The organism is Microbacterium sp. USHLN186, from assembly GCF_037145155.1.
In the GTDB taxonomy this organism is placed as follows: domain Bacteria; phylum Actinomycetota; class Actinomycetes; order Actinomycetales; family Microbacteriaceae; genus Microbacterium.
In genome coordinates this window covers 366760-392762 of the sequence record NZ_JBBCYA010000003.1, presented here as the reverse complement: position 1 = coordinate 392762, position 26003 = coordinate 366760, and the positions used below count along the sequence as shown (strand labels likewise).

At 70.0% G+C, this 26003-nt stretch carries 24 protein-coding genes and 2 riboswitches; of the genes, 5 read left to right on the top strand and 19 right to left on the bottom strand.

The window, feature by feature from the left end:
* Positions 1 to 135 precede the first annotated feature (135 nt).
* The 3 genes from WFG93_RS09310 to dapE all read right to left on the bottom strand — a co-directional run bounded on the left by WFG93_RS09310 (position 136) and on the right by dapE (position 2659).
* Entirely contained in the window at positions 136 to 309 is a 174-nt protein-coding gene (locus WFG93_RS09310; RefSeq protein WP_067122349.1) for a DUF3117 domain-containing protein, read from the bottom strand.
* A gap of 80 nt (positions 310 to 389) precedes the next feature.
* Complete coding sequence (locus WFG93_RS09305; protein ID WP_336646047.1) at positions 390 to 1604, bottom strand: hypothetical protein; 1215 nt, start codon at positions 1602 to 1604, stop codon at positions 390 to 392.
* On the bottom strand, positions 1586 to 2659 hold the full coding sequence (gene dapE / locus WFG93_RS09300) for a succinyl-diaminopimelate desuccinylase (RefSeq protein ID WP_336646046.1): 1074 nt from the start codon (positions 2657 to 2659) through the stop codon (positions 1586 to 1588). The genes WFG93_RS09305 and dapE overlap by 19 nt, the downstream gene beginning before the upstream one ends.
* 69 nt (positions 2660 to 2728) lie before the next feature.
* Here dapE and dapD point away from each other — a divergent pair, with 69 nt between their 5' ends.
* Both dapD and WFG93_RS09290 read left to right on the top strand, forming a co-directional pair.
* A complete protein-coding gene (gene dapD, locus WFG93_RS09295; protein WP_336646045.1) occupies positions 2729 to 3679 on the top strand; it encodes a 2,3,4,5-tetrahydropyridine-2,6-dicarboxylate N-succinyltransferase in 951 nt (316 codons plus the stop codon).
* 208 nt (positions 3680 to 3887) lie between these two features.
* Positions 3888 to 5396 carry a DEAD/DEAH box helicase gene (locus tag WFG93_RS09290; RefSeq protein WP_336646044.1) on the top strand — a complete coding sequence of 503 codons (1509 nt, stop codon included), beginning with the start codon at positions 3888 to 3890 and terminating at the stop codon, positions 5394 to 5396.
* Positions 5397 to 5469: 73 nt separating this feature from the next.
* On the opposite strand, the gene WFG93_RS09285 is transcribed toward WFG93_RS09290, so the two are convergent.
* The 6 genes from WFG93_RS09285 to WFG93_RS09260 form a co-directional block, all read right to left on the bottom strand.
* Positions 5470 to 6759 carry a citrate synthase gene (locus WFG93_RS09285; RefSeq protein ID WP_336646043.1) on the bottom strand — a complete coding sequence of 430 codons (1290 nt, stop codon included), beginning with the start codon at positions 6757 to 6759 and terminating at the stop codon, positions 5470 to 5472.
* 165 nt (positions 6760 to 6924) lie between these two features.
* On the bottom strand, positions 6925 to 8037 hold the full coding sequence (gene dapC, locus WFG93_RS09280; protein ID WP_336646042.1) for a succinyldiaminopimelate transaminase: 1113 nt from the start codon (positions 8035 to 8037) through the stop codon (positions 6925 to 6927).
* Positions 8038 to 8358, bottom strand: a complete 321-nt coding sequence (gene fdxA / locus WFG93_RS09275) for a ferredoxin (protein ID WP_336646041.1) — start codon at positions 8356 to 8358, stop codon at positions 8038 to 8040.
* Between the two features lie 4 nt (positions 8359 to 8362).
* A complete protein-coding gene (locus WFG93_RS09270; RefSeq protein WP_336646071.1) occupies positions 8363 to 8761 on the bottom strand; it encodes a histidinol dehydrogenase in 399 nt (132 codons plus the stop codon).
* Positions 8762 to 8816: 55 nt separating this feature from the next.
* Entirely contained in the window at positions 8817 to 9131 is a 315-nt protein-coding gene (locus WFG93_RS09265) for an AzlD domain-containing protein (protein ID WP_336646040.1), read from the bottom strand.
* Positions 9128 to 9883 (bottom strand): AzlC family ABC transporter permease, encoded by a 756-nt coding sequence (locus WFG93_RS09260; protein WP_336646039.1) that lies wholly within the window; start codon positions 9881 to 9883, stop codon positions 9128 to 9130. Before WFG93_RS09260 ends, WFG93_RS09265 begins: the two co-directional genes overlap by 4 nt.
* Before the next feature lie 65 nt (positions 9884 to 9948).
* On the opposite strand from WFG93_RS09260, the gene WFG93_RS09255 reads away from it, so the two are divergent.
* Entirely contained in the window at positions 9949 to 10494 is a 546-nt protein-coding gene (locus tag WFG93_RS09255) for a helix-turn-helix domain-containing protein (protein WP_336646038.1), read from the top strand.
* A gap of 26 nt (positions 10495 to 10520) precedes the next feature.
* Here WFG93_RS09255 and WFG93_RS09250 read toward each other — a convergent pair whose 3' ends face one another.
* Both WFG93_RS09250 and typA read right to left on the bottom strand, forming a co-directional pair.
* Complete coding sequence (locus tag WFG93_RS09250; RefSeq protein ID WP_336646037.1) at positions 10521 to 11348, bottom strand: phospholipase; 828 nt, start codon at positions 11346 to 11348, stop codon at positions 10521 to 10523.
* A 355-nt stretch (positions 11349 to 11703) separates the two neighbouring features.
* Positions 11704 to 13614 (bottom strand): translational GTPase TypA, encoded by a 1911-nt coding sequence (typA, locus tag WFG93_RS09245; protein WP_336646036.1) that lies wholly within the window; start codon positions 13612 to 13614, stop codon positions 11704 to 11706.
* A 125-nt stretch (positions 13615 to 13739) separates the two neighbouring features.
* Here typA and WFG93_RS09240 point away from each other — a divergent pair, with 125 nt between their 5' ends.
* Entirely contained in the window at positions 13740 to 14498 is a 759-nt protein-coding gene (locus WFG93_RS09240) for a CPBP family intramembrane glutamic endopeptidase (protein ID WP_336646035.1), read from the top strand.
* 9 nt (positions 14499 to 14507) lie between these two features.
* Here WFG93_RS09240 and WFG93_RS09235 read toward each other — a convergent pair whose 3' ends face one another.
* From WFG93_RS09235 to gcvT, 8 genes are all read right to left on the bottom strand, one after another.
* On the bottom strand, positions 14508 to 15077 hold the full coding sequence (locus tag WFG93_RS09235) for a PH domain-containing protein (protein ID WP_336646034.1): 570 nt from the start codon (positions 15075 to 15077) through the stop codon (positions 14508 to 14510).
* A complete protein-coding gene (locus WFG93_RS09230; protein ID WP_336646033.1) occupies positions 15074 to 16723 on the bottom strand; it encodes an ABC transporter ATP-binding protein in 1650 nt (549 codons plus the stop codon). Before WFG93_RS09230 ends, WFG93_RS09235 begins: the two co-directional genes overlap by 4 nt.
* Positions 16720 to 17664: an ABC transporter permease gene (locus WFG93_RS09225; protein WP_336646032.1), complete on the bottom strand. Its 945-nt coding sequence runs from the start codon at positions 17662 to 17664 to the stop codon at positions 16720 to 16722. Before WFG93_RS09225 ends, WFG93_RS09230 begins: the two co-directional genes overlap by 4 nt.
* Positions 17651 to 18583: an ABC transporter permease gene (locus tag WFG93_RS09220; protein WP_336646031.1), complete on the bottom strand. Its 933-nt coding sequence runs from the start codon at positions 18581 to 18583 to the stop codon at positions 17651 to 17653. The genes WFG93_RS09225 and WFG93_RS09220 overlap by 14 nt, the downstream gene beginning before the upstream one ends.
* Before the next feature lie 96 nt (positions 18584 to 18679).
* On the bottom strand, positions 18680 to 20314 hold the full coding sequence (locus WFG93_RS09215; RefSeq protein ID WP_336646030.1) for a peptide ABC transporter substrate-binding protein: 1635 nt from the start codon (positions 20312 to 20314) through the stop codon (positions 18680 to 18682).
* Between the two features lie 171 nt (positions 20315 to 20485).
* Positions 20486 to 23386: an aminomethyl-transferring glycine dehydrogenase gene (gcvP, locus tag WFG93_RS09210; RefSeq protein ID WP_442928253.1), complete on the bottom strand. Its 2901-nt coding sequence runs from the start codon at positions 23384 to 23386 to the stop codon at positions 20486 to 20488.
* A gap of 2 nt (positions 23387 to 23388) precedes the next feature.
* Positions 23389 to 23766, bottom strand: a complete 378-nt coding sequence (gcvH, locus tag WFG93_RS09205; protein WP_336646029.1) for a glycine cleavage system protein GcvH — start codon at positions 23764 to 23766, stop codon at positions 23389 to 23391.
* Complete coding sequence (gene gcvT, locus WFG93_RS09200) at positions 23763 to 24917, bottom strand: glycine cleavage system aminomethyltransferase GcvT (protein ID WP_336646028.1); 1155 nt, start codon at positions 24915 to 24917, stop codon at positions 23763 to 23765. Before gcvT ends, gcvH begins: the two co-directional genes overlap by 4 nt.
* A 53-nt stretch (positions 24918 to 24970) precedes the next feature.
* Positions 24971 to 25080, bottom strand: a riboswitch (glycine riboswitch).
* A 1-nt stretch (position 25081) separates the two neighbouring features.
* A riboswitch (glycine riboswitch) is annotated at positions 25082 to 25175 on the bottom strand.
* Positions 25176 to 25225: 50 nt separating this feature from the next.
* Here gcvT and WFG93_RS09195 point away from each other — a divergent pair.
* Positions 25226 to 25891 carry an NUDIX hydrolase gene (locus tag WFG93_RS09195; RefSeq protein ID WP_336646027.1) on the top strand — a complete coding sequence of 222 codons (666 nt, stop codon included), beginning with the start codon at positions 25226 to 25228 and terminating at the stop codon, positions 25889 to 25891.
* The last annotated feature ends 112 nt before the right edge of the window (positions 25892 to 26003 follow it).

The following is a 26003-nucleotide window of genomic DNA, read 5'->3' as shown; positions in this document are numbered from 1 at the left end:
GGGGGCTCCCCCCCCCCCGGGCGGGGGGCTTCGCGCGCGGGGGGGGGGCCCGCCCCCCCCCCCCCCCCCCCCCCCGCCCCCCGTCCGCGGGCCGCCCCATGCTTTGCCCCCCCCCCCCCTTCCGGCGTCAGCTGGTCAGGCGGGGGTCACGACGGCTGCCAGCACGTCGTGAAGCTCCTTCGCCTCAGCGTCGTTCACGGACACGACCAGTCGGCCGCCTCCCTCGAGCGGAACCCGCACGATGATGAGTCGCCCCTCCTTCACGGCCTCCATCGGTCCGTCGCCGGTCCTCGGCTTCATCGCTGCCATCGTGGCACCCTTTCCCTCGGTGGTATGCGTCAAGTTTATCGGTAGGCCCACACGATCGTGTTACGCGCGTCACATACCGGTCAGGGAACCTGCCAATATGTGTGCGCCAGCCCGTACATCTGGTGGATCCAAAGGCCCTGCAGCAGCACGCTCACGAGCAGCACACCCCAGCGGTAGGTGCGGGAGCGGGGCACCGCGAGCGCCCCGACCAGCGGCGTCAGCGGGAACAGCAGCCGGAACGTGCTCGACTGCGGGAAGAACACCGCCAGCAGGTACAGCACGTAGCTCGCGCTCCACAGCCGCATGTCGGCGCCCAGCGCCCGCACCGCGCGCGAGCGCAGCAGCAGCGACACGGCAGCCGCGACGAGCAGGGCCAGCAGCAGCCAGCCGGCTCCCTCGGTGAGGCCCCAGCGCCCGGCCCAGAAGCCGGCCCCGCGCACGAAGCCCTCGAACGGCACGAAGGCCGCAGCCTCGTCGGCCAGCCAGTTGCGCCGCCACGAGAGCTCGGTCTTCAGATACGCGCCGGGGTCTCCGGTGACCACCGCCGCGATCACCTGCCAGGCGAATCCGACCGCCGTCGCCAGTGCACCCAGCGCCACGATGTGCACTGCCTCACGCCCGTGGAGCGGCTCGGCGTCGCGGCGCCACCAGCGGGCGATGCCGTGCAGCCCGAGGAACAGCGCGAAGGCGAGCACCCCGGGCCGCGTGAAGCCCATCACGGGGATGATCGCGTACAGCAGCACGTAACGGCGCCGAGCGACGAGATCGAGGGCGACGAGCAGCAGCAGCACGAAGAGACTCTCTGCGTAGCCGACCTGGAAAAGCGCGGCGAGCGGCCCGAAGGCGAAGAAGGCGACGGCCCACAGTGCCGCGCTCGTGCCGATCCGGGCGCGCAGCAGGCGGTGCAGCGACACGCAGGCCCCGAACCCGGCGACCAGCGACACGAGCAGCGCTCCCCGTCCCCACTCCCCGAATCCGACGGCATTCGCCAGATACGCGTACACGGGCATGAACGCCCAGGCGTTCTCGCTGACCTGGCCGCTCGCGTCGACGGGGAGCACCGACGGGTATCCGAACACAGCGACGGTCCAGTACCACTGACCGTCCCAGCCGACCACGTAGTCCGCGAGGTCGGGGTGCGCGCCGAAGCGCGAGAGCGGGCTCGACTGGCTGGCGGCGAGCGCGAGCAGTCCGGTCGTGACCAGGCGACCCAGCGCGTAGATGACCGCGATCCGCCCGAGCACGGGCGTGCGCGTCCAGCGGCGCAGCCCTCGCGTCAGGAGCGGCTGAGCCACGCGCGCAGCCCGCGTTCGACCTGTTCGATCTGCGTTACGGGCACCCGCTCGTCGTCGTGGTGCGCGAGATGCGGGTCACCGGGGCCGTAGTTGACCGCGGGCACTCCCATCGCCGAGAAGCGCGCGACGTCGGTCCAGCCGTACTTCGCGTGCGCCTCCCCGCCGACCGCCTCCAGGAACCGCTGCGCGATGGGCGCGTCCAGGCCCGGGCGAGCACCGGCGGCGGCATCCGTGATCTCCACCTCGAACCCGGCGAACGCCGCCCGCACATGCGCCTCGGCCTCGTCTACGCTGCGGCTCGGCGCGAACCGGTAGTTGACCTCGACCTCACACAGGTCGGGGATGACGTTGCCCGCGACACCGCCGCGGATGCTCACCGCGTTCAACCCCTCCCGGTACGCCAGGCCCTCCACCTTCACCTCACGCGCGCGGTACTCGGCGAGGCGGGCGAGGATGGGTGCGGCGCCGTGGATGGCGTTCTCGCCGATCCACGACCGGGCGCTGTGCGCGCGGACGCCGTGCACGCGCACCACCGCGCGCAGGGTTCCGTTGCATCCGCCCTCGACGCGTCCGTCCGACGGCTCGCCGAGGATGGCGAAGTCCGCCTCGAACAGCTCGGGGTGGGCTTCGGCGAGCAGGAACAGACCGTTCTGCGACGCGTCCACCTCTTCGTTGTCGTACCACATCCAGGTGATGTCGACCGCCGGGTCGGTAAGCTCCGCAGCGAGCTTGAGCTGCACCGCGACGCCGGCTTTCATGTCCACCGTGCCGCGACCCCACAGATACGCGACCCCCTCCGCCTCGATGTCACGGGTCGGCACGTTGTCGTTGATCGGGACGGTGTCGATGTGCCCGGCGATGACCACCCGCTGCGACCTGCCGAGCCGCGTCTGCGCGACGATGGTGTTCCCGTGGCGCAGCACCTCGAGGTGCGCGCAGCCGCGCACCGCCGCCTCGATCTCGTCAGCGAGGGCGGCCTCGCCACCCGAGACGCTGGGGATGTTGCAGATCGTTCGGGTGATGTCGAGGGCGGATGCCGTCAGATCGAGCGCCATGCGCCCAGCCTAGCCAGCAGCGGCGTCACACACGCGCGCAGGAGCCGCCGGGCGACGTAGCGTGGACGGATGAGCACAGCGCGAACGGCATGGGGCATCGGACTGAGCACGATCGCATCGGACGGCACGGTGCTCGACGCGTGGTACCCCGAGATCGGTCTCGGCGAGCAGGCGGCGGATGCCGAGAGCGCGCAGGCCACCTGGCGCCGCTTCGCGGAAGCCGACGAGCGTCGGGCGGTGACGGTCGAGACGGTGCAGCTCGAGGTGGATCTCGACGCGCCCGTGACATCGACCGCGGACGCGTATCTGCGCCTGCAGGCGCTGTCGCGTCTGCTGGTGCGCCCCAACGAGCTGAATCTGGACGGCATCTTCGCGCACCTGCCGAATGCGGCCTGGACGAACGCCGGCCCAATGCTGCCGGCGGATGCCGCCCGCCTGCGGCCCGTGCTGCAGCGCCACGGCATCCAGGTGCAGGGGCTGGACAAGTTCCCCCGTCTGACCGACTACGTGCAGCCGGAGGGCGTGCGCATCGCCGACGCGGCGCGCGTGCGCCTGGGCGCGCACCTCTCCCCCGGCACCACGGTGATGCACGAGGGCTTCGTCAATTTCAACGCCGGAACCCTCGGTGCCGCCATGATCGAGGGCCGCATCTCGCAGGGCGTCGTGGTGGGCGCGGACAGCGACATCGGCGGCGGCGCGTCGATCATGGGCACCCTCTCCGGCGGCGGCGCGCACCGCGTGTCGATCGGCGCGCGGAGCCTGCTGGGCGCGAACGCGGGGATCGGGATCTCCCTCGGCGACGACTGCGTGGTCGAGGCCGGCCTGTACGTCACTGCCGGCACCAAGGTCTCGCTCGTCGATGCCGCGCCGCGCCCCGAGGGCGGCCCGGTCGTCGTGAAGGCCGCCGAGCTGTCGGGGCGGGACCGCCTGCTGTTCCGCCGCAACTCGCTCAGCGGGCGGGTCGAAGCCGTCTCGCGCAGCGGCAGCGGCGTGACGCTCAACGACGCCCTGCACGCCTGAACTGAACGCTCGCACAGGCCCACGGGGCGCGGTGCTGTTAGTGTTGAGGTGACGCCCCTCGCAGAAGCGAGACGTCTGCGTCGTCGATACCCTTCCGCACCGGCATCCTTCACAGCATCCGGTCCGGCCCCTCGAGCGGCGAAACGATGCGCGATCCCGCGCCGTCGCCCATTCCGCAGCCCTGCTGCGCCATCCTGGAGACACCCCTATGCCTTCCTTCCTCGATCTCGGCGTGCCCGCCGCGCTGGCCGATGTTCTGGCCGCCGACGGCAAGACCGAGCCGTTCGCCATCCAGCGCGACACACTGCCCGACTCCCTCGCCGGCCGCGACCTGCTGGGCCGCGGGCGCACCGGCAGCGGCAAGACCATCGCCTTCTCACTGCCGCTCGTCGCGCGACTGGCTGCATCCGGCGCGACCACCAGGGCAGGACGCCCGCGCGGACTCGTGCTGGCGCCGACGCGCGAGCTCGCCACCCAGATTGCCGCGACCCTCGCGCCGCTCGCCGCGGCCGTGGGCCTGCGAGTGGCCACGGTGTTCGGCGGGGTCAGCCAGCGCCCGCAGGAGCAGGCGCTGCGCAGCGGCGTCGACATCGTCGTCGCCTGCCCCGGCCGGCTCGAAGACCTCATGAAGCAGGGCGTCGTGTCGCTCGCCGCGGTCGAGGTCGCCGTGCTGGACGAGGCCGACCACATGGCCGACCTCGGCTTCCTGCCCGGCGTGACCCGCATCCTCGCCGCGACCCCGCCGCGCGGGCAGCGGCTGCTGTTCAGCGCCACGCTGGACCGCGGCATCGACGCGCTCGCGAAGCGCTTCCTGCACGAGCCGGTGAGCCACGAGGTCGACGAGGCCAGCGTTCCGGTCGGCGAGATGACCCACCGCGTGCTGATGGCGGCGGATGCCGACGCGAAGAAGAAGCTGGTCGAGGACCTCGCATCGGGCGTCGGCCGTCGCATCCTGTTCACGCGCACCAAGCACCACGCCAAGAAGCTCGCCAAGCAGCTGACCTCGTCCGGCATCCCCTCGGTTGACCTGCACGGCAACCTCGGCCAGAACGCACGCGAGCGCAACCTCGCCGCGTTCAGCGCCGACCCGTCCGACGGTGGCGTGCGGGTGCTGGTCGCGACCGACGTCGCCGCCCGCGGCGTGCACGTCGACGACGTCGAGCTGGTCGTGCACGTCGACCCGCCCGTCGAGCACAAGGCATACCTGCACCGCTCCGGGCGCACCGCGCGCGCCGGTGCCGCCGGCACGGTGGTCACCCTGGCCCTGCCCGAGCAGCGTCGCGACGTGAAGGACATCCTCCGCAAGGCGCAGATCACCGTGGGCATCGAGGACGTCACCCCGGCGATCGTGGCAGAGCTGGTCGGCGATCGCGCAGCGAAGGTCAAGCCGGCGCCCGTCGTGCAGCAGCAGCAGAGCAAGCCGAAGGCGAAGTCCGCGCAGCAGTCCGGCGAGCAGGCCGGCGGACGCGGCCGATCCGGCCGCCGTCGCTCCGGACGCTCCGGTGACACCGCGCAGCGCACGGACGTCAGCCGGGAGCGCGCACGCTCGCACGGCCAGAGCAGCCAGACGCGGTACTCCACGCAGACCGGGTCACCGGCCGGTCAGCAGCGCCAGGCCGACCACAGCGCCGCACGTCCGGCGTCGAACGGCCAGCAGCACGGTGCGGGGCGGGCGCGCGCCGGCGCACGCCGCGCCAGCCGCCCGCAGGGCCGCTGACCCTCCGCCGACACGCGGAACGGCCCGGCATCCGAGAAGGATGCCGGGCCGTTCCCGTCTGGGATGCCGCGGCTCAGCGCGTCGGGAACGCGCGCTCGGGCGAGCCGACGTACAGCTGCTGCGGGCGACCGATCTTCGTCTGCGGGTCGAGGTTCAGCTCGCGCCACTGCGCGAGCCAGCCCGGCAGACGACCGATCGCGAACAGCACGGTGAACATGCGGGTCGGGAAGCCCATCGCCTTGTAGATCACGCCGGTGTAGAAGTCGACGTTCGGGTAGAGGCGGCGCTCCTTGAAGTAGTCGTCGGCGAGCGCGATCTCCTCGAGCTCCTTCGCGAGATCCAGCAGCGGGTCGGTCACGCCCAGTTCGGCGAGCACCTCGTCCGCGGCCTCCTTGACGAGCTTCGCGCGCGGGTCGTAGTTCTTGTAGACGCGGTGTCCGAAGCCCATCAGCTTCACGCCCGCCTCCTTGTTCTTCACGCGCTCGACGAAGCGCTGCACGCTCTGGCCCGATTCGCGGATCTGCCCCAGCATGGTAAGCACCGCCTCGTTCGCCCCGCCGTGCAGTGGGCCGGAGAGCGCCTGGATGCCGGCCGAGATCGACGCGAACTGGTTCGCGCCGGTCGAGCCGACCAGGCGCACCGTCGAGGTGGACGCGTTCTGCTCGTGGTCCTCGTGCAGGATCAGCAGCAGCTCGAGCGCCTTCGACATGACCGGGTTGACCTCGTACGGCTCGCTGTGCACGCCGAAGTTCAACTTGAGGAAGTTGTCGACGAAGCTCAGCGAGTTGTCCGGATACAGGAACGCCTGGCCGACGCTCTTCTTGTGCGCGTAGGCGGCGATGACCGGAAGCTTGGCGAGCATGCGCACCATGTTGAGCTCGACGTGCTCGGGGTTGTGCGGGTCGGTCTGGCCCTCGTAGTACGTCGACAGCGCGGCGACGGCCGACGACAGCACCGACATCGGGTGCGCGGTGTGCGGCAGGGCGGAGAAGAAGTGCTTGAGATCTTCGTGCAGCAGAGTGTGGCGGCGGATCTTCTCGTCGAACTCAGCCAGCTCGACGGCGGTGGGCAGCTCGCCGTAGATCAGCAGCCACGCGACCTCGAGGTAGCTGCAGTTCTTCGCGATCTGCTCGATCGGGTATCCGCGGTAGCGCAGGATGCCCTTGTCGCCGTCGATGAAAGTGACCGCCGACTTGGTCGACGCCGTGTTGACGAAGCCGTAGTCCAGCCCGGTGTAGCCGGTCTGTCGCGTCAGGGTCGAGAAGTCGATGCTGTCGGTGCCGGTCGTGCCGCGGACCACGGGGAACTCCGCCGTGGTGCCGCCGATCGAAAGAGTCGCCTTCTCGGACTGAGCTTCGCTCACGCCAACCTCCTGCTGCGTTCGTCTCGTCGTGGGCGATGTCCGACGCACGCAGCGCCGAGCCGTCTGCGACTCCATCGCCACTACAGCCTAGTCGCGCACTCGGCCTACTGTGACATCCGCCAAGAGATCACCGCTCCGACCGCATGCCAGCCACAAGACGGTCGATCAGGGGCGCGGGGCCACCAGCCGCGCGGCGGCCTGCTGCACGCGCTCGAGCGGGGCGGTGAGAGACAGACGCACATGCTGCGCGGAGTGGTCGCCGTAGAAGTGACCCGGGCCGGCGAGGATGCCGAGCGACGCGAGCCGCCCCATCGAGTCCCACGCGTCGCGTCCCTCGGTCGCCCAGAGGTAGAGTCCCGCGTGCGACCCGTCGATGCGGAACCCGGCGCGCTCGAGCGCCGGCAGCAGCACCTCGCGACGCGCGCGGTAGAGCTGCTTCTGGGCTGCGACGTGCTCGTCATCGCGTAGCGCGACAGCCATCGCGTGCTGCACGGGTGCGGGCGGCATGAGACCGAGATGCTTGCGCGCGGCGAGCACGTCGCCGACCAGGTGCGCGCACCCTGCGATGAACGCCGCACGGTATCCGGCCAGGTTCGACTGCTTGCTCAGCGAGTACACGCTCAGCAGCCCGGAGCGGCTGCCTCCGGTGACCCGCGGGTCGAGGACCGAGGGGATGATCTCGTGCGCCCAGGGTCCGTCCCAGCCCAGTTCGGCGTAGCACTCGTCACTGGCGAGCACCGCACCGATCTCGCGCGCGCGGCGCACGGCGGCACGCAGCTCGTCGACGCTCCAGGTGCGCCCGTCAGGATTGCCGGGGGTGTTTATCCAGATGAGCTTGGTGCCCTCCGGCCACTCCGCGGGATCGTCAGCCGCCAGAGCCCGCGCGCCCACGACGGCCGCGCCCACCGCGTAGGTGGGATAGGCGACGCGCGGGTGCACGACGAGATCGCCGGGCCCGAGGCCGAGCAGCAGCGGCAGCAGCGCGACGAGCTCCTTGGAGCCGATCGTCGGCATCACGTTCGCCGGGGTCAGGTCGGGCACGCCGCGACGACGCGCGTACCAGTCGACGATCGCGTCGCGCACATCCGCGGTGCCGACGGTCTGCGGGTAGGCGTGGGCGTCGGTCGCCTCGGCGAGCGCCCGGCGGATCACCTCGGGCGTCGAGTCGACCGGCGAGCCGATGGAGAGATCGACGAGCCCGTCCGGATGCCGGGCGGCGCGCTCACGGTACGGAGCGACCGTGTCCCACGGGTAGTCCGCGAGGTCCCGGACTCCCACTCACTGCCCCTGTGGCGGCAGCGCAGCGACGATGGGGTGGTCGAAGTCGTACACGCCGACTTTGGAGGCGCCGCCGGGAGAGCCGATCTCGTCGAAGAACTCGACGTTCGCCTTGTAGTAGTCGGCCCACTCCTCGGGAAGGTCGTCCTCGTAGTAGATCGCCTCGACGGGGCAGACGGGCTCGCAGGCGCCGCAGTCCACGCATTCGTCCGGATGGATGTACAGCATCCGCTCGCCTTCGTAGATGCAGTCCACGGGGCACTCGTCGATGCAGGCGCGGTCCTTGACATCGACGCAGGGAAGAGCGATCACGTACGTCACGTGTTCAGTCTACGACCCCTCGGCGACGCTCGTCCGGCGCACCGGATGACAGCGCGCGCAGCCGCGACAGGTCAGGCCATGCGACGACCAGCACCACGATGCCGGCGAGCACGTACATCCACACGTTGCCGAGCACTGTGTTGGGCACGATGATCGAGCCGCCGGGGCCGCGCTGCGAGATCGTCAGCAGCAGTGCCATCATGCCGAGGCCGGCGGCGAGGGCTGCCCAGCGATCGCCGGTCAGCGTGCGCAGCGCGATGAGCAGCGCCGCACAGGCCACTGCACCGAGGATCATGCCCAGCGGCACCGGGCCGAGGGTGAAGCTGTGCGCGATGGTGGCCGCGACGCCGTAGACCGCCCCGACGAGAGCGGCGGCCAGCCAGGAGAGGCCTCGGGAGAGCATTCTGCGCACGCAGTCAGCCTAATGCGCGCTCACACCGCCACGGCGGCGTGCGGCCTCAGCCCGCCCATCCGAGCAGCCGCAGCAGCGCCGCGACCGCCGCGGCGGCGAACACCACAACGAGGAACGATTGGCGCAGCCACAGCAGACCCGCCGCGACGAGCACCGCGGGCAGCCGCGCGTCGACCAGTACCGCCTGCCCGGCGCCGAGGGACTGCACAGCGACCAGGGCACCGAGCAGCGCCACGGTGAGCAGATCCGAGATGCGGGCAGGTCGAGGCGCCTCGAGCAGCCGCGCGGGTACCAGATAGCCGATCATCTTCATGGCCGTGCAGATGCACGCCGCCAGCAGCACGGCACTCCACACGCTCATACCCGCTCCCCCACGCCGACGTGCCGGCTCGCGGTGCCGGCACCGGCGGCATCGGCGCGCCCCAGCCAGTTGAACCAGCCGACCACAACCGCGACCAGGGCGGCGACGAGCACGGGAAGCCCGGGCATCAGCACCGGTGTCAGCCCTGCGGCGACGACGGCCGCCGCCACTCCGACCGCGATCGCCTGCCGCTGCCGCAGACGCGGCCACAGCAGGGCGAGGAATGCGGCCGCCGCCGCGGCATCCAGTCCCCACGCCTTCGGGTCCCCCAGCACGTCGCCGAGCAGGGCGCCGGCGAGCGTCATCAGGTTCCAGCCCATGAAGACGCCGAGACCGGTCACCCAGAACCCGCGTCGCGCGTGCCGAGGCTCGCTCTGCGAGAGCGCCACGGCGGTGGATTCGTCGATCGTCACGTGGGCGGCGGCGGTGCGACGCCAGAAGCCGGCGCCGATCAACGACGACATCCGCATGCCGTACGCCGCGTTGCGCACCCCGAGCAGCGCGGCGGAGGCCACCGCCGACGGCAGAGCGGCAGCGCCGCCCGCGCCGAGCACGCCGATGAAGGCGAACTGCGATCCTCCGGTGAACATGAGCAGGCTGAGCACGCAGGTCTGCCAGACGTCCAGACCGGATGCCACCGCGAGCGCCCCGAATGAGACGCCGTACGCGCTCGTGGCCAGCGCGACGCCCAACCCCTCGCGCCACACCTCCGCGGCGGCGCGCTGCTCTTCTGTTCGCTCTGTTGAACGCATGATCATGATTCTGAACAGTCTTCATCATTCAGTCAAATCGAACGGTCGTTTGACATACTGAACGCATGGATCTGCGTGAACGTCTCGCCCGCTCCCTGCGTCGCGAGCGCGAGGCCGCCGCGCTGTCGGTCTCGGAGCTCGCACGCCGCGCCGGCGTGTCGAAGGCCACGATCTCCCAGCTGGAGAGCGGTTCTGGCAACCCCAGCGTGGAGACGCTGTGGGCGATCGGCGACGCTCTCGGCGTGCCGTTCGCCACCTTGGTCGAGGAGCGCGCGCCCGCGGCGCGGCTCATCCGGCTCGGCGAGCACACCGGAGTGCCCTCCGCCGCGAGCCCGTACGCCGCCACACTGCTCTCGGCGGCGGCGCCGGGCACGCGGCGCGACATCTACCTCATCCAGGCCGAGCCGGGTGAACCGCGCCGGTCCGTGCCGCACCGCAGCGGCACCACCGAACACGTCGTGCTGGTGAGCGGTCGAGCGCTGGTCGGTCCTGACGACGACCCGCAGCTGCTGCACCCCGGCGACTACCTGTCGTACGCCGGTGACGCCCCGCACGTGTTCGAAGCGCGGATGCCGGGCACCAGCGCCGTGCTCATCTCAGAGCTGCGCTGAACCGGCATCCGGCGCGTTTCGACCGATCAGTACCAGTTGACGGCCTGCGAGTGCCCCCACGCCGCGCACGGCGACCCGTAGGCGCGGTCGATGTAGCCGAGGCCCCACGCGATCTGGGTGGCGGCGTTGGTGCGCCAGTCGGCGCCCGCAGTGGCCATCTTGTCTCCTGGGAGCGCCTGCGGGATGCCGGTCGCTCCGCCGTCGTTGTTGTACGCCTGGTAGTTCCAGCCGGACTCCTTGGTCCACAGCTGCGCCAGGCAGGAGAACTCGCCCTCGCCCCAGCCGTAGCGCTCGGCCGCCATCTGCCGGGCGGTCTGCTTGGCCCCCTCAGGCGTGTTGACCGCGGCCAGCGCCTCCGCGGCCCGGCGCTTCTGCTCCTCGGCCTTCTTCGCGGCCTCCTCGGCGGCGATGCGCTCCTGCTCGGCCTTGACGCGAGCGGCCTCGGCCTCCTTCGCGGCGGTGAGGTCGTCCTGCAGGTCCGCGGTGCGCGACTGCACGATCACGGTGCCGAGGATCACGTCGGCGGTGCGATCGGCGACCTCCTCCGCGCTGAGCTCGTCGGCGTGCGCGAGGACACGGACGCTCTTCTTCAGATCAGCGAGGTCGACGCTGCTCGTCTCGGCGGGGAGCGGGACGTCCGTCTCGGCGACGACATGATTGAGGGCCTGCGCGTTCACGAGCGCGATCTCGCCGCTGTGGGTGGCGTCCGCCGCCTGCTGCAGGGCCTGCTCGGAGGGGACCGCACCGAGGGCGGCGGGCGCGAAGACGACGCCGCCGGCGGCCGACGCGGCGAGCACTGCGCCGATCGCGACGCCGAGGAACGGACGGCGCATGCGTGTGTGTGCGGTTGCCACAGCGGCGAGACGCTGGGACGCACGGGTATTACGGGTATGAAGCATGGGATTCGACTTTCGGGTGGTCGACCGCCCGGACCCTCTGCGGGGCTCGCTCATCGGGAGCGCGGTGTCCCGGGCACGAGAATCAAGCCTGAACCCGCCACCTGGGCGAAAGCCCGCACCCACCTGGATGTGAGGTGGTCACCCGCCGGGAAAACCGCTGCTGTGCACTCGGGAAGATGTGTTATGCGTTCGTTATCTTCGTCACCTGCGTCCGAAAGGGACCCCGACACGAACGAGGACCCCGGCGGCACCGGGATCCTCGTTCGATTCGGCCTGCGATCGTCGCTGTCGGACGCGGCCCGTGCTCAGCTCAGACGTTGGCGTCCTGGCGCTTGAGTCGCGACGCCTCCCGGCCGCGGGTGGTCTGGTCGAGGATCACCTTGCGGATGCGCACCGCCTCGGGCGTGACCTCGACGCACTCGTCCTCGCGCGCGAACTCGAGCGACTCCTCGAGCGAGAGGATGCGCGGCGGCGTCATCGACTCGAAGGTGTCGGCCGTGGAGGAGCGCATGTTGGTGAGCTTCTTCTCCTTGGTGATGTTGACGTCCATGTCGTCGGCGCGCGAGTTCTCGCCGATGACCATGCCCTCGTAGACCTCTTCGGTCGGCTTCACGAAGAACGACATGCGCTCCTGCAGGGCGATCATCGCGAACGGCGTCACCACGCCCGAGCGGTCGGCGACGATCGAGCCGTTCTGACGGGCGACGATGGAGCCCGCCCACTCGCCGTAGCCGTGCGAGATCGCGTTGGCGATCCCGGTGCCGCGGGTGATCGAGAGGAACTCGGTGCGGAAGCCGATGAGGCCGCGCGAGGGCACGATGAACTCCATGCGGATCCAGCCGGTGCCGTGGTTGATCATGTTCTCCATGCGACCGCGGCGGTTCGCCATCAGCTGCGTGACCGCGCCGAGGTGCTCCTCGGGCACATCGACGGTGAGGTGCTCGTACGGCTCGTGCACCTTGCCGTCGACCTTGCGGGTGACCACCTGCGGCTTGCCGACGGTCAGCTCGAAGCCCTCACGCCGCATGTTCTCGACGAGGATCGCGAGCTGCAGCTCGCCGCGGCCCTGCACCTCCCACGCGTCCGGGCGTCCGATGTCGTTCACGCGCAGCGACACGTTTCCGATCAGCTCGCGGTCGAGGCGGTCCTTCACCATCCGGGCGGTGAGCTTGTGTCCCTTGACCTTGCCGACCAGCGGCGAGGTGTTCGTGCCGATGGTCATCGAGATCGACGGCTCGTCGACCGAGATCTGCGGCAGCGCGCGTACGTCCTCGGGATCGGCGATGGTCTCGCCGATCATGATGTCGGCGAAGCCGGCGATCACCGCGATGTCGCCGGGGCCGGCGGACTCGGCCGGATAGCGCTCGAGCGCCTTGGTCATCAGCAGCTCGGTGATGCGGGCGTTCTGGGTCGTGCCGTCCTGACGCACCCAGGCGACGGTCTGACCCTTCTTCAGGGTGCCGTTGAACACGCGCAGCAGGGCGAGGCGACCGAGGAACGCCGAGGAGTCGAGGTTCGTCACCCACGCCTGCAACGGCGCCTCGTCATCGTACGACGGAGCCGGCACGTGCTCGAGGATCGCCTGGAACAGCGGCTCGAGGTCGTCGTTGTCGGGCAGCTCGCCGTTGGCGGGGCGGTTGCGCGAGGCCGCGCCGGCACGCCCGGACGCGTAGACGACGGGTACGTCGAGCAGGGCGTCGACATCGAGGTCGGGCACGTCGTCGACGAGATCGGATGCCAGGCCCAGCAGCAGGTCCTGCGCCTCGGCCTCCACCTCGGCGATGCGGGCGTCACCGCGGTCGGTCTTGTTCACCAGGAGGATCACCGGCAGCTTCGCCTCGAGCGCCTTGCGCAGCACGAAGCGGGTCTGCGGCAGCGGTCCCTCGGAGGAGTCGACGAGCAGCACCACGCCGTCGACCATCGACAGGGCGCGCTCCACCTCGCCGCCGAAGTCGGCGTGCCCGGGGGTGTCGACGACGTTGATCGTCACCGGCACCTCAGTGTGCTCGCCGTTGTACGTGATCGCCGTGTTCTTGGCGAGGATCGTGATCCCCTTCTCGCGCTCCAGGTCGTTGGAGTCCATCGCGCGCTCCTCGACGTGCGCGTGCTCGCCGAACGAGCCGGTCTGACGGAGCATGGCGTCGACGAGCGTGGTCTTGCCGTGGTCGACGTGTGCGACGATCGCGACGTTTCGGAGGTCAGAGCGGAGGGCGTGCGCCATTCAAGAAGTCCAATGCGGATTTGGTGTGAGATGGGGTGCCGCGTGTGCCGAATGAACGAGAGCGACGTTCCAGAATAGCGTACGGGCGCGGATGCCGCCTGGGAACAGGCCTTAGCATCGGAAGCGTGCGACGGACGAGACTGTGGTGGGAGATCGCCCTCGTGCTCGCGCTGGGGCTCGGGCAGTCCGCGGTGTACGCGGTCGTGCAGCTGATCTACCGGCTCACCGACGTCACTCCGCTCGCCGACCAGACCGCGACGCTCAATCCGTCCCGGAGCGACCGCGAGGTGTTCGACTTCGTCTATCAGCTGCTCTCGATCGGATTCGGGGTCGTGCCGGCGCTGCTGGTGTGCTTCCTGCTCTGGCGATCGCGCCGGCCGCGTCTTGGCATGCTCGGGCTCGACGGTGCGAGACCGGCGCGCGACATCGGGTGGGGTGCGGCACTGGTGCTCGCTATCGGCATCCCCGGCATCGGGCTCTACCTGGCGGGCCGCGCTCTCGGCTGGTTCGTCGCCGTCGACCCGGCCGGACTCGACGCGCACTGGTGGACGGTGCCGATCCTGCTGCTGTCCGCGGCGCGCGCGTCGATCCAGGAGGAGTTCGTCGTGCTCGGCTACCTGTTCGCCCGGCTGCGACAGCTGGGCTGGGGCGCGTGGCCGATCGTCATCGCGACGAGCGTGCTGCGCGCGAGCTACCACCTCTATCAGGGGCCGGGCGCGTTCGTCGGCAACCTCGCCATGGGCCTGCTGTTCGGCTGGCTGTTCATCCGCTCGCGGCGGCTGCTGCCGTTCCTGATCGCTCACTTCCTCATCGACGCCGCAGCGTTCGTGGGCTACCCGTGGGCGGCCGCGACGTGGCCGGCGTTGTTCGGCCTACCCGGCTGAGCCCGTCGGTCAGCGGGTGAGCAGCACCGCGATGCCGGCCCAGACGACGAGCACGACGAGCACGCCGATAGCCGGCAGATCCCAGCCGCGTCGGATGCGCCCATCGGACGCCTCCGTGCTCGCCGCCTGCTGCGCCTTGCGCAGCGCAGCGACCGCGTCATCCGCATCGCCCGAGACATCCTCCTTCGTGCGTCCCGGCCCGAGCCGCTGCGGACGCCGCCGAGCGGGACCGCCGAGGCAGTCGATGCGAGTGCCGTCGTCGAGGGAGATCTGCAGCTGCCAGCCCATCCGGATGCCGCGCACCCGCACCCACGGCGCGAAGGTCGTGCGCAGCAGGTTCTGCACGAACACTCCCCCCGGCCGCAGCCGCACCCGTGAGGCGACGCCGACGACGTGAACGCTCCACAGCACGAGCAGCGGCCACGGCGCGACGAGCAGCGCCTCCCCCACGCCCGCCCGCAGCGCCGCGTCGACGACCAGCACCGCCGCGATCACCGCGCAGATCACGAGCAGCACCGTGCCGCCGAGGTTGCGCAGCGCGGCGGGCGTGCGCGACGCGCGCGACCGCGGCGAGGTCACAGCGTGGCGCCGCCGAGCGGCAGCGATGCGCCGGGGATCGCGTCGAGCAGGCGACGGGTGTAGTCCTCGCTGGGATCAGTGAAGATGGCATCCACCGTGCCCTGTTCGACGATGCGACCCTTCTCCATGACGCACACGAGGTCGGCCGCCACGCGCACGACCGCGAGGTCGTGCGTGATGAACAGGTAGGTCAGACCCAGCTCGTCCTGAAGGTCGGAGAGCAGGTGCAGGATCTGATCCTGCACGAGCACGTCCAGCGCCGAGACCGCCTCGTCGAGCACGACGATGTCGGGCTTGAGCGCGAGCGCCCGCGCGATCGCGACGCGCTGACGCTGACCACCCGACAGCTCGTTCGGGTATCGCTCGCTGAGCTGCCGCGGCAGCGCCACCTGATCGAGCAGCTCGAGCACACGCTTGTGCTGCTCGTCGCGGGTGCCGATGCCGTGCACGTGCAGCGGCTCACTGATGAGGCTGCCGATGCTGCGCAGCGGGTCGAGCGAGCCGTACGGGTCCTGGAACACCGGCTGCATGCGCCGGCGCAGCTTGAACACCTCAGCGCGCGACATGGTGCTGGTCGCCTCGCCGTCGATGAGGATCTCGCCGCTGGTGGTCTTCTCCAGCTGCAGCAGCATCTTCGCCACGGTGGACTTGCCCGATCCCGACTCGCCCACCAGGGCGAGCGTCTTGCCGCGCGGGATCGAGAACGAGACGCCGTCGACGGCGAGGAACTTCTCGCTGCGCAGGCCGCCGGTGCGGATCGAGTACTCCTTGACCAGGTCGCGCACCTCGACGACAGCCGGTGCATCCGCGACCGGCTCGTCGACGGTTCGGGCGCTGATCCCGATGCGCTTGGAGGCGAGGCTCGGCGCCGCGGCGACCAGTCGCTGAGTGTACGGGTGGCGGGGGTTGGTGAGGATGTCGGCGCTGGGTCCGGCCTCGACGATCTCGCCCTGGTTCATCACGACGATGCGGTCGGCGCGGTCGCCGGCGAGCCCCAGGTCGTGGGTGATCAGCAGCACCGAGGTGCCCCGTTCCGCGGTCAGGCTCGCGAGGTGATCGAGGATCACCCGCTGCACGGTCACGTCCAGCGCGCTGGTCGGCTCGTCGGCGATCAGCAGCTGCGGATCGGCCGCGAGGCCGATGCCGATCAGAGCGCGCTGCCGCATACCGCCCGAGAACTGATGCGGGAACTGGTGCATACGACGCTCGGCGTCGGCGAGGCCGGCCTGCTGCAGCACCTCGACCGCGCGGTCGTGCACCTCCTGACGCCCCTGTGCCAGGCCGTTGGCGCGCACGGCCTCCTTGACCTGGAAGCCGATCGACCACACCGGGTTGAGGTTCGACATCGGGTCCTGCGGCACGTAGCCGATCTCGCGTCCGCGGATGTGCTCCATCTCGGCGCGCTTGGCCGTGGTCAGCTCGCGTCCGTCCAGGGCGATGCTGCCCCCGGTGACGCGGCCGTTGCCCGGCAGCAGTCCGATGATCGCGGCGGCTGTGGTGGACTTGCCCGAGCCGGACTCCCCCACGATCGCGAGGGTCTCGCCGGCGAGCAGATCGAAGCTGATGCCGTGCAGCACCTCCCGGTCCTGCTTGTCGCTGCGGAACGCGACCTTCAGATCGCGTACACGGAGGAGCGGTTCGCTCATCGCTGGGCCCTCGCCTTCGGGTCGACGGCGTCGCGCAGCAGCTCGCCGAGTGTGACGAATGCCAGCACGGTGAGGGTCAGCGCCAGCGACGGCCAGAACAGCGCCATCGGCGCGGTGCGGATGGTGACCTGGGCGTTGCCGATGTCCAGTCCCCACGACATGGTCCCGCTGCCGAGTCCGACGCCGAGGAAGGACAGAGTGGCCTCCGCGACGATGGATCCGGCGAGGGACAGGGTGGCCACCACGATCACCGGCGCCATGGCGTTGGGCAGCACATGCACGAGCAGGGTCCGGAACCGGGACATGCCGACGGCCTCGGCGCCCATCACGAAGTCGGACTGCTTCACCCGCAGCACCTCGGCGCGCATGATGCGTGCCGTGGATGCCCAGGCGAACCCGCCGATCGCGAGGGCGAGCACGATCACATTGCGATCGGGCAGCACCGACATGACGACGATCGCCGCGATGATGTAGGGGATCGTGAAGAAGATGTCGCCCACGCGCGAGAGCAGCGAGTCGAGCCAGCCGCCGTAGAAGCCGGCGAGCGCGCCCATGATGATGCCCAGCACCGTGCTGATGACGGTGGCGAGCACGCCGACCGAGAGCGAGGTGCGCGTGCCCCAGATGACGCGCGAGTACACGTCGCAGCCCTGGCGGGTGAAGCCCATCGGATGCCCGGACTCCGGACCGCCGTTGCTGTTGGCCAGCTGGCAGCCGAGGTTCGGCGGCACCTGGGTGAACAGCGTGGGCGCGAGCGCCACGACGATCACCAGCAGGACGAAGGCCGTGGAGACCCAGAACAGCGGCCGACGGCGCAAATCGCGCCAGGCATCCAGCCACAGGTTGCTGGGCTTGGGGTCGATGCGCACGACGTCGACGGGCACCGAGGTGGTGTCGACCGGCGCGACGTAGTGCTCCAGGTGCGGGTCACGACGAGACATAGCGGATCCTCGGATCGAGCAGGCCGTAGATGAGGTCCACGACGAGGTTGACGAGCACGTACACGACGACGAACACCGTCACGAACGAGACGACCGTGGGATTCTCGCCGCGGATGATCGCCTGGTAAAGGGTGTTGCCGACGCCGGGGACGTTGAAGATGGCCTCGGTCACCGTCGCGCCCACCATCAGCACGCCGAACACCGTGCCGAGGTCGGTGACCATGGGGATCAGCGAGTTCCGCAGCACGTGCACCGGGATGACGCGGCCGCGAGAGAGGCCCTTGCCGTAGGCGGTGCGCACCCAGTCCTGACCGAGCGTCTCGATGGTCGACGCACGGGTGAGGCGCATGCTGGTGGCGTAGACGCTGAAGCCGAGCACCCACGCCGGCAGCCACAGATCGTTCCAGTCGTTCTGCCCGCCGACCGTGGGTCTGAACCAGCCGAGCTGCACGCCCAGGAAGTACTGCGCGAGGAACGAGAGCACGAAGATCGGCACGGCGATGAAGATCAGTGCGAGCACGAGCATCGAGTTGTCGAAAAGTCCGCCCTTGTTCAGCGCGGAGAACAGCCCGATGACGATGGCCAGCACGAAGGCGATCCCCACCGCCATCACCGCGAGGCGCAGGGTGACCGGGAAGGTGCGGGCGAGGATGTCGGAGACCGACTGTCCCGAGAAGCTCGTGCCGAAGTCGAGCCGGAAGATGCCGGCGATGTAGTAGAAGTACTGCACCAGGAACGGTTCGTCGAGGTGGTACTCGGCACGCAGCCGCTCGAGCACGGCCGGGTTGGGCTGCTTGTCGCCGAACAGACCGGCGATCGGGTCGCCGGGCATGGCGAACACCATGAAGTAGATCAGCAGCGTCGCTCCGAAGAACACGGGGATCGCCTGCAGGATCCTTCTGAGGATGTAATAGGCCACCCTCGGCCTCCCTTCGGGTACGAGACGCGCTCGGCGCGCCTCGAGGGCAGAGAGGACGAGGCGGTGGTGCGGACACCACCGCCTCGTCGCGAAGGGTTACTCCGCCTTCTTCTCGATCTGTTCGTAGAGCGGAACGGAGTTCCATCCGAACTTCACGTTCGAGACGTCCTCGCCGAAGCCGCCGACGACGTTCGAGTACCACAGCGGGGTGGCGGGCAGGTCCTGCAGCAGGACCTCCTGCGCCTTCTGGTAGAGCTCGTTGGCCTTGTCGGGGTCGGTCTCCGAGACGCCCTCCGCCAGCAGCTTGTCGAACTCGGGGTTGGAGTAGTCACCGTCGTTGGAGCCGGCGTTGGTGGCGTACAGCGGTCCGAGGAAGTTGTACAGACCGGGGTAGTCCGCCTGCCAGCCGGTGCGGAACGCGGTGTCGATCGTGCGATCGGTGACCTTGGTGCGCAGCTCCTTGAAGGTCGGGTACGGCGCGCCCGACGCGTCGATGCCGAGCGTGTTCTTGATGGAGTTCACGGTGGCGTCGACCCAGGCCTGGTGGCCGCCGTCGGCGTTGTACGCGATCTGGAAGGTGCCGCTCCAGGGGCTCATCTTGTCGGCCTCGGCCCACAGCTCCTTGGCCTTCTTCTCGTTGAAGTCGAGCACGTCGGCGCCCTTGAGCGAGTCGCTCCAGCCGTCGATCACCGGGGAGGTGAAGTCGCTGGCCGGGGTGCGGGTGCCCTGGAAGATCACGTCCGTGATCTCCTTGCGGTTGATCGCCATCGACAGCGCCTGGCGGCGCAGCTTGCCCTCTTCGCCTCCGAAGTGCTCGAGGCGCTCGGGGATGGTGAAGGACTGGAAGATGGCCGCGGGCTGGTTGACCGCACGGTCGCCCAGGTCGGACTCGTAGTTGCCGAAGGCGGAGTCGGGGATGGCGTCGAGCACGTCGAGGTCGCCGCCGAGCAGGTCGTTGTACGCGGAGTCCTGCGAGGCGTAGAAGACGATGTTCAGGCCGCCGTTGGCCGGCTTGCGCGGGCCGTCGTAGTCGGGGTTGACGACGAGGTCGATGCCCACGTCGTGCTTCCACGCGCTGTCGCCGTCGAGCATGTACGGACCGTTGCCGATCGGCTTCTCACCGAATGCGTCCATGTCCTCGAAGGCCGCGTCGGGCAGCGGGAAGTAGGCGGAGTAGCCCAGGCGCTGCGCGAAGTCGGACGCCGGCTTGTTGAGCTTGATGGTGAAGGTGTGGTCGTCGACCTGCTTCAGACCGGTCAGCTCGGAGTCCTTGTCGTAGCTGAAGCCCTCGATGTCCTCGAAGAAGTAGCTGGACAGCTGCGCGTTCGAGGCCAGCGCACCGTAGTTCCACGCCTTGATGAAGTTGTCGGCGGTCACTTCCTCGCCGTCGGTGAACTTCAGGCCCTTGCGCAGCTTGACCGTGAGGTTCTGCGGGTCCTCGACGGTGATGTCCTCCGCCACGTCGTTGAACACCGAGCCGTCGGCTGCGTAGCCGATCAGGCCGGAGAAGATCGAGTCGAGGATCTTTCCGCCACCGGTCTCGTTGGTGTTGGTCGGGATCAGCGGGTTCTGGGGTTCAGAGCCGTTGACCTTGATGATCGCGTTGGCGTCGGCGCTCGATGAGCCCTTATCCGCGTCGGGCTTGTCGCCCCCGCTCGCGCAGCCGGAGAGTGCCAGGGCACCCGCCGCGAGCAGCGCGATGCCCGCGAGTGTGATCTTGTTGTGCTTCACTGCGTCCTCCTGTGGACCGGGACAAGCACGCGCTCGCCGTCGAGCGCGCTCCCTTCCGATCCTAGGACTCTTCGGCGATGTCGCCAGCACAACAGAGCAACTGTTATTCACCCTTAACCGAAACGCCCCCGCCGCAGATGCGGCGGGGGCGTGCTCGCGCGGGCGAGCAGCTCAGGCGAACGCCTCGATCGGCGGGCAGGCGCACACCAGGTTGCGGTCACCGTAGGCCTGATCGATCCGGCGCACCGGCGGCCAGTACTTCGTCGCGATCAGCTCACGCACCGGGTACGCGGCGACCTCGCGGCTGTACGCGTGCTCCCACTCCCCCGTGATGAGCGCGGCGGCCGTGTGCGGAGCACCGACCAGCGGGTTGTCGTCGGCGGGCCAGGTGCCCGCGGCGACGGCATCCGCCTCGGCCTTGATCCGGATCATCGCGTCGACGAAGCGGTCCACCTCGGCCAGGTCCTCGGATTCGGTGGGCTCGACCATCAGCGTCCCCGCGACGGGGAACGACATGGTCGGCGCGTGGAAGCCGTAGTCGATCAGTCGCTTGGCCACATCGTCGACGGTCACGCCCGTCGCCTCCCGCAGCGGTCGCAGGTCGAGGATGCACTCGTGCGCGACGCGTCCGCCCTCACCGGTGTACAGCACCGGGTAGTGCTCGCGCAGCCGCTCAGCGATGTAGTTCGCCGACAGCACCGCCGCCGCGGTGGCGGCGCGCAGGCCCTCCGGCCCCATCATCCGCACGTACGCCCAGGAGATCGGCAGCACACCGGCCGACCCGTAGGGAGCGCCCGAGACCGGACCGCCCTCGAAGACGTAGCCGCCCGCGTGCTCGGCGCGCTGCGCCAGCGGGTGCCCGGGCAGGTACGGCGCCAGGTGCGCCTTGGCTGCGACCGGCCCGACGCCCGGTCCGCCCCCGCCGTGGGGGATGGCGAACGTCTTGTGCAGGTTGAGGTGCGAGACGTCGCCGCCCAGGTCGCCGAAGCGCGCGTATCCGAGCAGAGCGTTGAGGTTCGCGCCGTCGACGTACACCTGACCGCCCGCGTCGTGCACGGCGGAGGTGATGTCCAGCACCTGCTGCTCGTACACGCCGTGCGTGGAGGGGTAGGTGATCATCAGCGCCGACAGCTCGTCTGCGTGCTGTGCGATCCTGGCGCGCAGGTCGTCGAGGTCGACGTTGCCGAGCTCGTCGCAGGCGACGACGACGACCTTCATGCCGGCGAGCACGGCCGAGGCCGCGTTCGTGCCGTGCGCGGAGGACGGGATCAGGCAGATCGTGCGCTGCGTGTCGCCGTTGGCGAGGTGGTACCCGCGGATCGCGAGCAGCCCGGCAAGCTCGCCCTGCGAGCCGGCGTTCGGCTGCAGCGAGACCGCGTCGTACCCGGTCACCTCCGCCAGCCACGCCTCGAGCTGGTCGATCATCGCGAGCGAGCCCTCGACGTCCTCGCGCGGGGCGAACGGATGCAGCTGCGCGAACTCCGGCCAGCTGATCGCCGCCATCTCCGTCGCCGCGTTGAGCTTCATCGTGCACGACCCGAGCGGGATCATGCCGCGATCGAGCGCGTAGTCGCGGTCGGCGAGCTGCTTGAGATAGCGCATCATCGCCGTCTCGGAGCGGTGCGCATGGAAGACCGGGTGCGTCAGGTACTCGTCGTCGCGCAGCAGCGCCTCGGGCAGGGCGCCGTGCGAGACGCCGAAGAAGCCGAACGCGCGCTCCTGCTTGCCGCCGAACACCAGCGCCACGCGGTGCAGGTCGGTGATCGTCGTCGTCTCGTCGACGGAGATGCCGACGGTGTCGGCGTCGACGAGTCGCAGCAGGATGCCCGCGTCGTGGGCACGTGAGACCGCGGCCTCGGCGCCACCGGGCACCTGCACGGTGAGGGTGTCGAAGAACGCGTCATGCTCGACGCGCGCTCCGGCCTCGACGAGCCAGTCGCGAAGCAGCTCGGTCTTGGCCGCGACCTCCGATCCGATGCGGCGCAGCCCGTCCGGACCGTGATAGACCGCGTACATGGCCGCCATGACGGCCAGCAGCACCTGTGCGGTGCAGATGTTCGAGGTGGCCTTCTCACGGCGGATGTGCTGCTCGCGCGTCTGCAGCGCCAGCCGGTAGGCGGGCCGGCCCTCGGCATCCTGCGAGACGCCCACGAGGCGACCGGGCAGCTGCCGCTCGAGCCCGGCGCGCACCGCCATGTATCCGGCGTGCGGGCCGCCGAAGCCCATCGGCACGCCGAAGCGCTGGGTCGTGCCCACCGCGACGTCCGCGCCGAGCGAGCCCGGCGAGCGCAGCAGCGTGAGGGCGAGCAGGTCGGCGGCGGCGACCGTGACGGCCTTCGCCACGTGCGCGGCGTCGAAGACGGCGGTGGGATCCCACACCCGTCCGGACGCGCCCGGGTACTGCACGAAGACGCCGAACAGCTCCTCGGGCAGCTCGTCACCGCCGGCGAGATCGCGCTCCATGAGGCGGATGCCGACGGCATCCGCTCTCGTCGCCAGCAGCGCCCTGGTCTGCGGGAGGGCGTCGGCGTCGACGACGAACACGTCCGACTTCGACTTCGAGGCCCGGCGCGCGAGCAGCATCCCCTCGGCCACCGCCGTGGACTCGTCGAGCATCGACGCGTTCGCGGTCGACAGGCCGGTGAGATCGGCGACCATGGTCTGGAAGTTGATGAGCGCCTCGAGTCGGCCCTGCGAGATCTCCGGCTGGTACGGGGTGTACGCCGTGTACCAGGACGGGTTCTCGAGGACATTGCGCTGGATGACGCTCGGGGTGAAGGTGCCGTAGTAGCCCAGCCCGATCATCGGGCGGTTGACGGTGTTGCGCGCGGCGAGCGCGCGCAGCTCTGCCAGGGCCTCGGCCTCGGATGCCGCGGACGGGATCGCTGATTCGGCTTCACCGGTCGAAGGGCCGGTGAAGATCGCCGCCGGAACCGCCTGGCGCATGAGCGTCTCGATCGGCTCGTCGAGGTCGGGCTCGAGCGGACTGGACGGGTCGATGCCGAGGGTGCGGAGCATGTGCTGCTGCGCCTCGGCGGTGACCCCGATGTGACGGTCGGAGAATGCGGTCACGCTCAGGCCTTCGTGTGCGCGACGTACCCGTCGCGGTCCAGCAGCCCGTCCAGCGCGCCGTCGGCGATCTCGACCTTGATCAGCCACGCGTCCTCGAAGGGCGAGGAGTTCAGCAACGCCGGGTCGTCGACCACGGCGTCGTTGACGGCCACGACCTTGCCGTCGACCGGCGCGTACAGCTCGGAAACCGACTTGGTCGACTCCGCCTCGCCGAAGACGTCGCCGCGGCTGAGCTCTGCGCCCACCTCGGGCAGCTCGACGAACACGATGTCGCCGAGCGCGTCGGCTGCGAAGTCGGTGATGCCGATCGTAGCGGTCGCGCCGTCGGCGGCGACCCACTCGTGCTCTTCGCTGTACTTCAGGGTGTTGAGATCGGTCATTTCTTCCTCCGGTAGAAAGGCAGGGCGGTCGGGGTCGCGGGGGTCCTGGTGCCCCGCACATCGAGGAACAACGGGGTCTGACCGTCGGCGGCGGATGCGTCGACGAAGGCCATTGCGATGGGGTGGCCGAGCGTGGGGCTGAGCGCTCCGCTGGTGATCTCGCCGACGACGGTGCCGTCCTCGAGAACGACCGGATAGCCCGCGCGTCCGGCGCGCCGGCCCTCCGCCGACAGGCCGATCAAGGTGCGCCCGGCGTGCGCGCCGGTGCCGGCGGCGCCGGAGGCCAGGGCGTCCTTGCCGATGAACCCGTCCTTGTCGGCGGCGACGACGCGACCGAGGCCGGCCTGGGCCGGAACGGTCCGCCTGGTGAGCTCGTGGCCGTACAGCGGCATCCCCGCCTCGAGCCGGAGCGTGTCTCGCGCGGCCAGACCGGCCGGCACCAGCCCGTGATCGGTGCCCGCGCTCAGCACGGCGTCCCACAGCGCCGGCGCGTCGGCGGCATCCACCAGCAGCTCGAAGCCGTCCTCACCGGTGTAGCCGGTGCGGGCCAGCAGCAGCGGCTTGCCGTTGTACGTCGCGCGCGCCCAGGAGTAGTACTTCTGCTCGTCCCATGGCACGCTGATGTCGTCGATGCCGTCGACCGCGGCCACGATGCGGGCGGCGTTCGGACCCTGCACGGCGATCAGCCCATAGTCGTCCGAGACGTCCAGCACTTCGACGTCGCCCGAGACGGCTGACACCCGGTCGAGCAGCGCCTCGCGCACGGCGTCGCGGTTGCCGGCGTTGGAGATGATGAGGAAGTCGTCGTCGGCGAGTCGGTACACGATGACGTCGTCGATGATGCCGCCGTCCTCGGCGAGCAGCAGCGAGTACTTCGCCTTGCCCGTCGACATCGCCGACAGGCGCCCGGCGAGCGCGTGATCGAGGTAGGCGGCGGCGGCGGTGCCGCGCACTGTGAACTCGGCCATGTGCGAGATGTCGAACACCCCCGCCGCCTCGCGCACCGCGCGGTGCTCGGCGAGGTCGGAGGTGTAGCGCACCGGCATCTGCCAGCCGCCGAAGTCGGTGAACGAGGCGCCGAGCGCCTCGTGCCGCTCACGCAGCGGGGTGTAGCGCGGGCTGTCGCCCTGCGGTTCGAGCAGTTCGGTCACGGAGTCCTCCCGGTCGGGATCGGGCAGGACGCCGTCGCCGGCGTCCTCGGAACTCCCCCTCTGTCATCGGGCCTGAGAGCTTCGCCCTCGCCAGCGGCTCGAGGAGCTGATGGACGAGGGCTTTCACCGTCGGCGGATGCGTGAGCATCGCTTTTCAGAGCGGCCGGACCGGCACGGTGGGGGCACCTGAGAGATTGGCGGGGAGGCTTGCTCCTTCGGTGTCCGATCGCGATCATCGGACTCTCCCGCACGGGTCGTACGGCCTGTATTCGATTAGGCCTCTCAGCATACCGTCTAGGCTCGTCGATGTGAGTGGCCCGATCGCAGAGCGCGACCCCATCCGCGTCGCCGTATCGACCGTCATCTTCTCGCTGCGCACCGCCGAGGACGGCGATCGCCTGATGCTCCCCCTGGTGCGGCGCACGCGTGAACCGCACCTGGGCTCGTGGGCACTGCCGGGCGGATGGCTCGATCCCGCGGAGGACCTGGATGCCGCCGCATCCCGCACGCTCGCCGAGACCACCGCGCTGAAGCCGAGCTATCTCGAGCAGCTCTACACCTTCGGCGACGTCGACCGGTCGCCGTCGCGCGCGATCGCGATCGTGTACTGGGCGCTGCTGCGCTCCGACCTCGTCGACGCGCAGCGCGCCGGCCAGGACGCCCCCGAGAACGTGGAGTGGTTCGACGTCGACGCGATCCCGCCGCTCGCCTTCGATCACAACCGCATCGCGGACTACGCGCTGTGGCGGCTGCGCAACAAGGTCGGCTACAGCCGGATCGCTGCGGGCCTGCTGCCCGACGAGTTCACGCTCACCGAGCTGCGCGAGGTCTACGAGGCGGTGCTGGGCCAGCGCCTCGACCCCTCGAACTTCCGTCGCCTGCTCGAGGGCTCCGACGAGCTCGAGCCGACCGAGTCGTTCCGCACCGGCAAGCACCGTCCGGCCCGGCTGTACCGGTACCTCGCCCGCGGCTGACCTGGCCGCGGCGCGGCGGGCGGCCGCGAGCGCGGTCGCCGGCGGCATCCGTCGTTGCACTTATGGTCACCGTGACATAACCTGAGCACCGGTAAATGTCACATTGACCAGA

Bases quoted from the DNA above. Each gene is read 5' to 3' on its own strand.
- WFG93_RS09310 (WP_067122349.1), bottom strand. From the start codon at position 309: ATGGCAGCGATGAAGCCGAGGACCGGCGACGGACCGATGGAGGCCGTG.
- dapE (WP_336646046.1), bottom strand. From the start codon at position 2,659: ATGGCGCTCGATCTGACGGCATCCGCCCTCGACATCACCCGAACGATC.
- dapD (WP_336646045.1), top strand. From the start codon at position 2,729: ATGAGCACAGCGCGAACGGCATGGGGCATCGGACTGAGCACGATCGCA.
- WFG93_RS09290 (WP_336646044.1), top strand. From the start codon at position 3,888: ATGCCTTCCTTCCTCGATCTCGGCGTGCCCGCCGCGCTGGCCGATGTT.
- WFG93_RS09270 (WP_336646071.1), bottom strand. From the start codon at position 8,761: ATGCTCTCCCGAGGCCTCTCCTGGCTGGCCGCCGCTCTCGTCGGGGCG.
- WFG93_RS09265 (WP_336646040.1), bottom strand. From the start codon at position 9,131: ATGAGCGTGTGGAGTGCCGTGCTGCTGGCGGCGTGCATCTGCACGGCC.
- WFG93_RS09260 (WP_336646039.1), bottom strand. From the start codon at position 9,883: ATGCGTTCAACAGAGCGAACAGAAGAGCAGCGCGCCGCCGCGGAGGTG.
- WFG93_RS09255 (WP_336646038.1), top strand. From the start codon at position 9,949: ATGGATCTGCGTGAACGTCTCGCCCGCTCCCTGCGTCGCGAGCGCGAG.
- typA (WP_336646036.1), bottom strand. From the start codon at position 13,614: ATGGCGCACGCCCTCCGCTCTGACCTCCGAAACGTCGCGATCGTCGCA.
- WFG93_RS09230 (WP_336646033.1), bottom strand. From the start codon at position 16,723: ATGAGCGAACCGCTCCTCCGTGTACGCGATCTGAAGGTCGCGTTCCGC.
- WFG93_RS09225 (WP_336646032.1), bottom strand. From the start codon at position 17,664: ATGTCTCGTCGTGACCCGCACCTGGAGCACTACGTCGCGCCGGTCGAC.
- gcvH (WP_336646029.1), bottom strand. From the start codon at position 23,766: ATGACCGATCTCAACACCCTGAAGTACAGCGAAGAGCACGAGTGGGTC.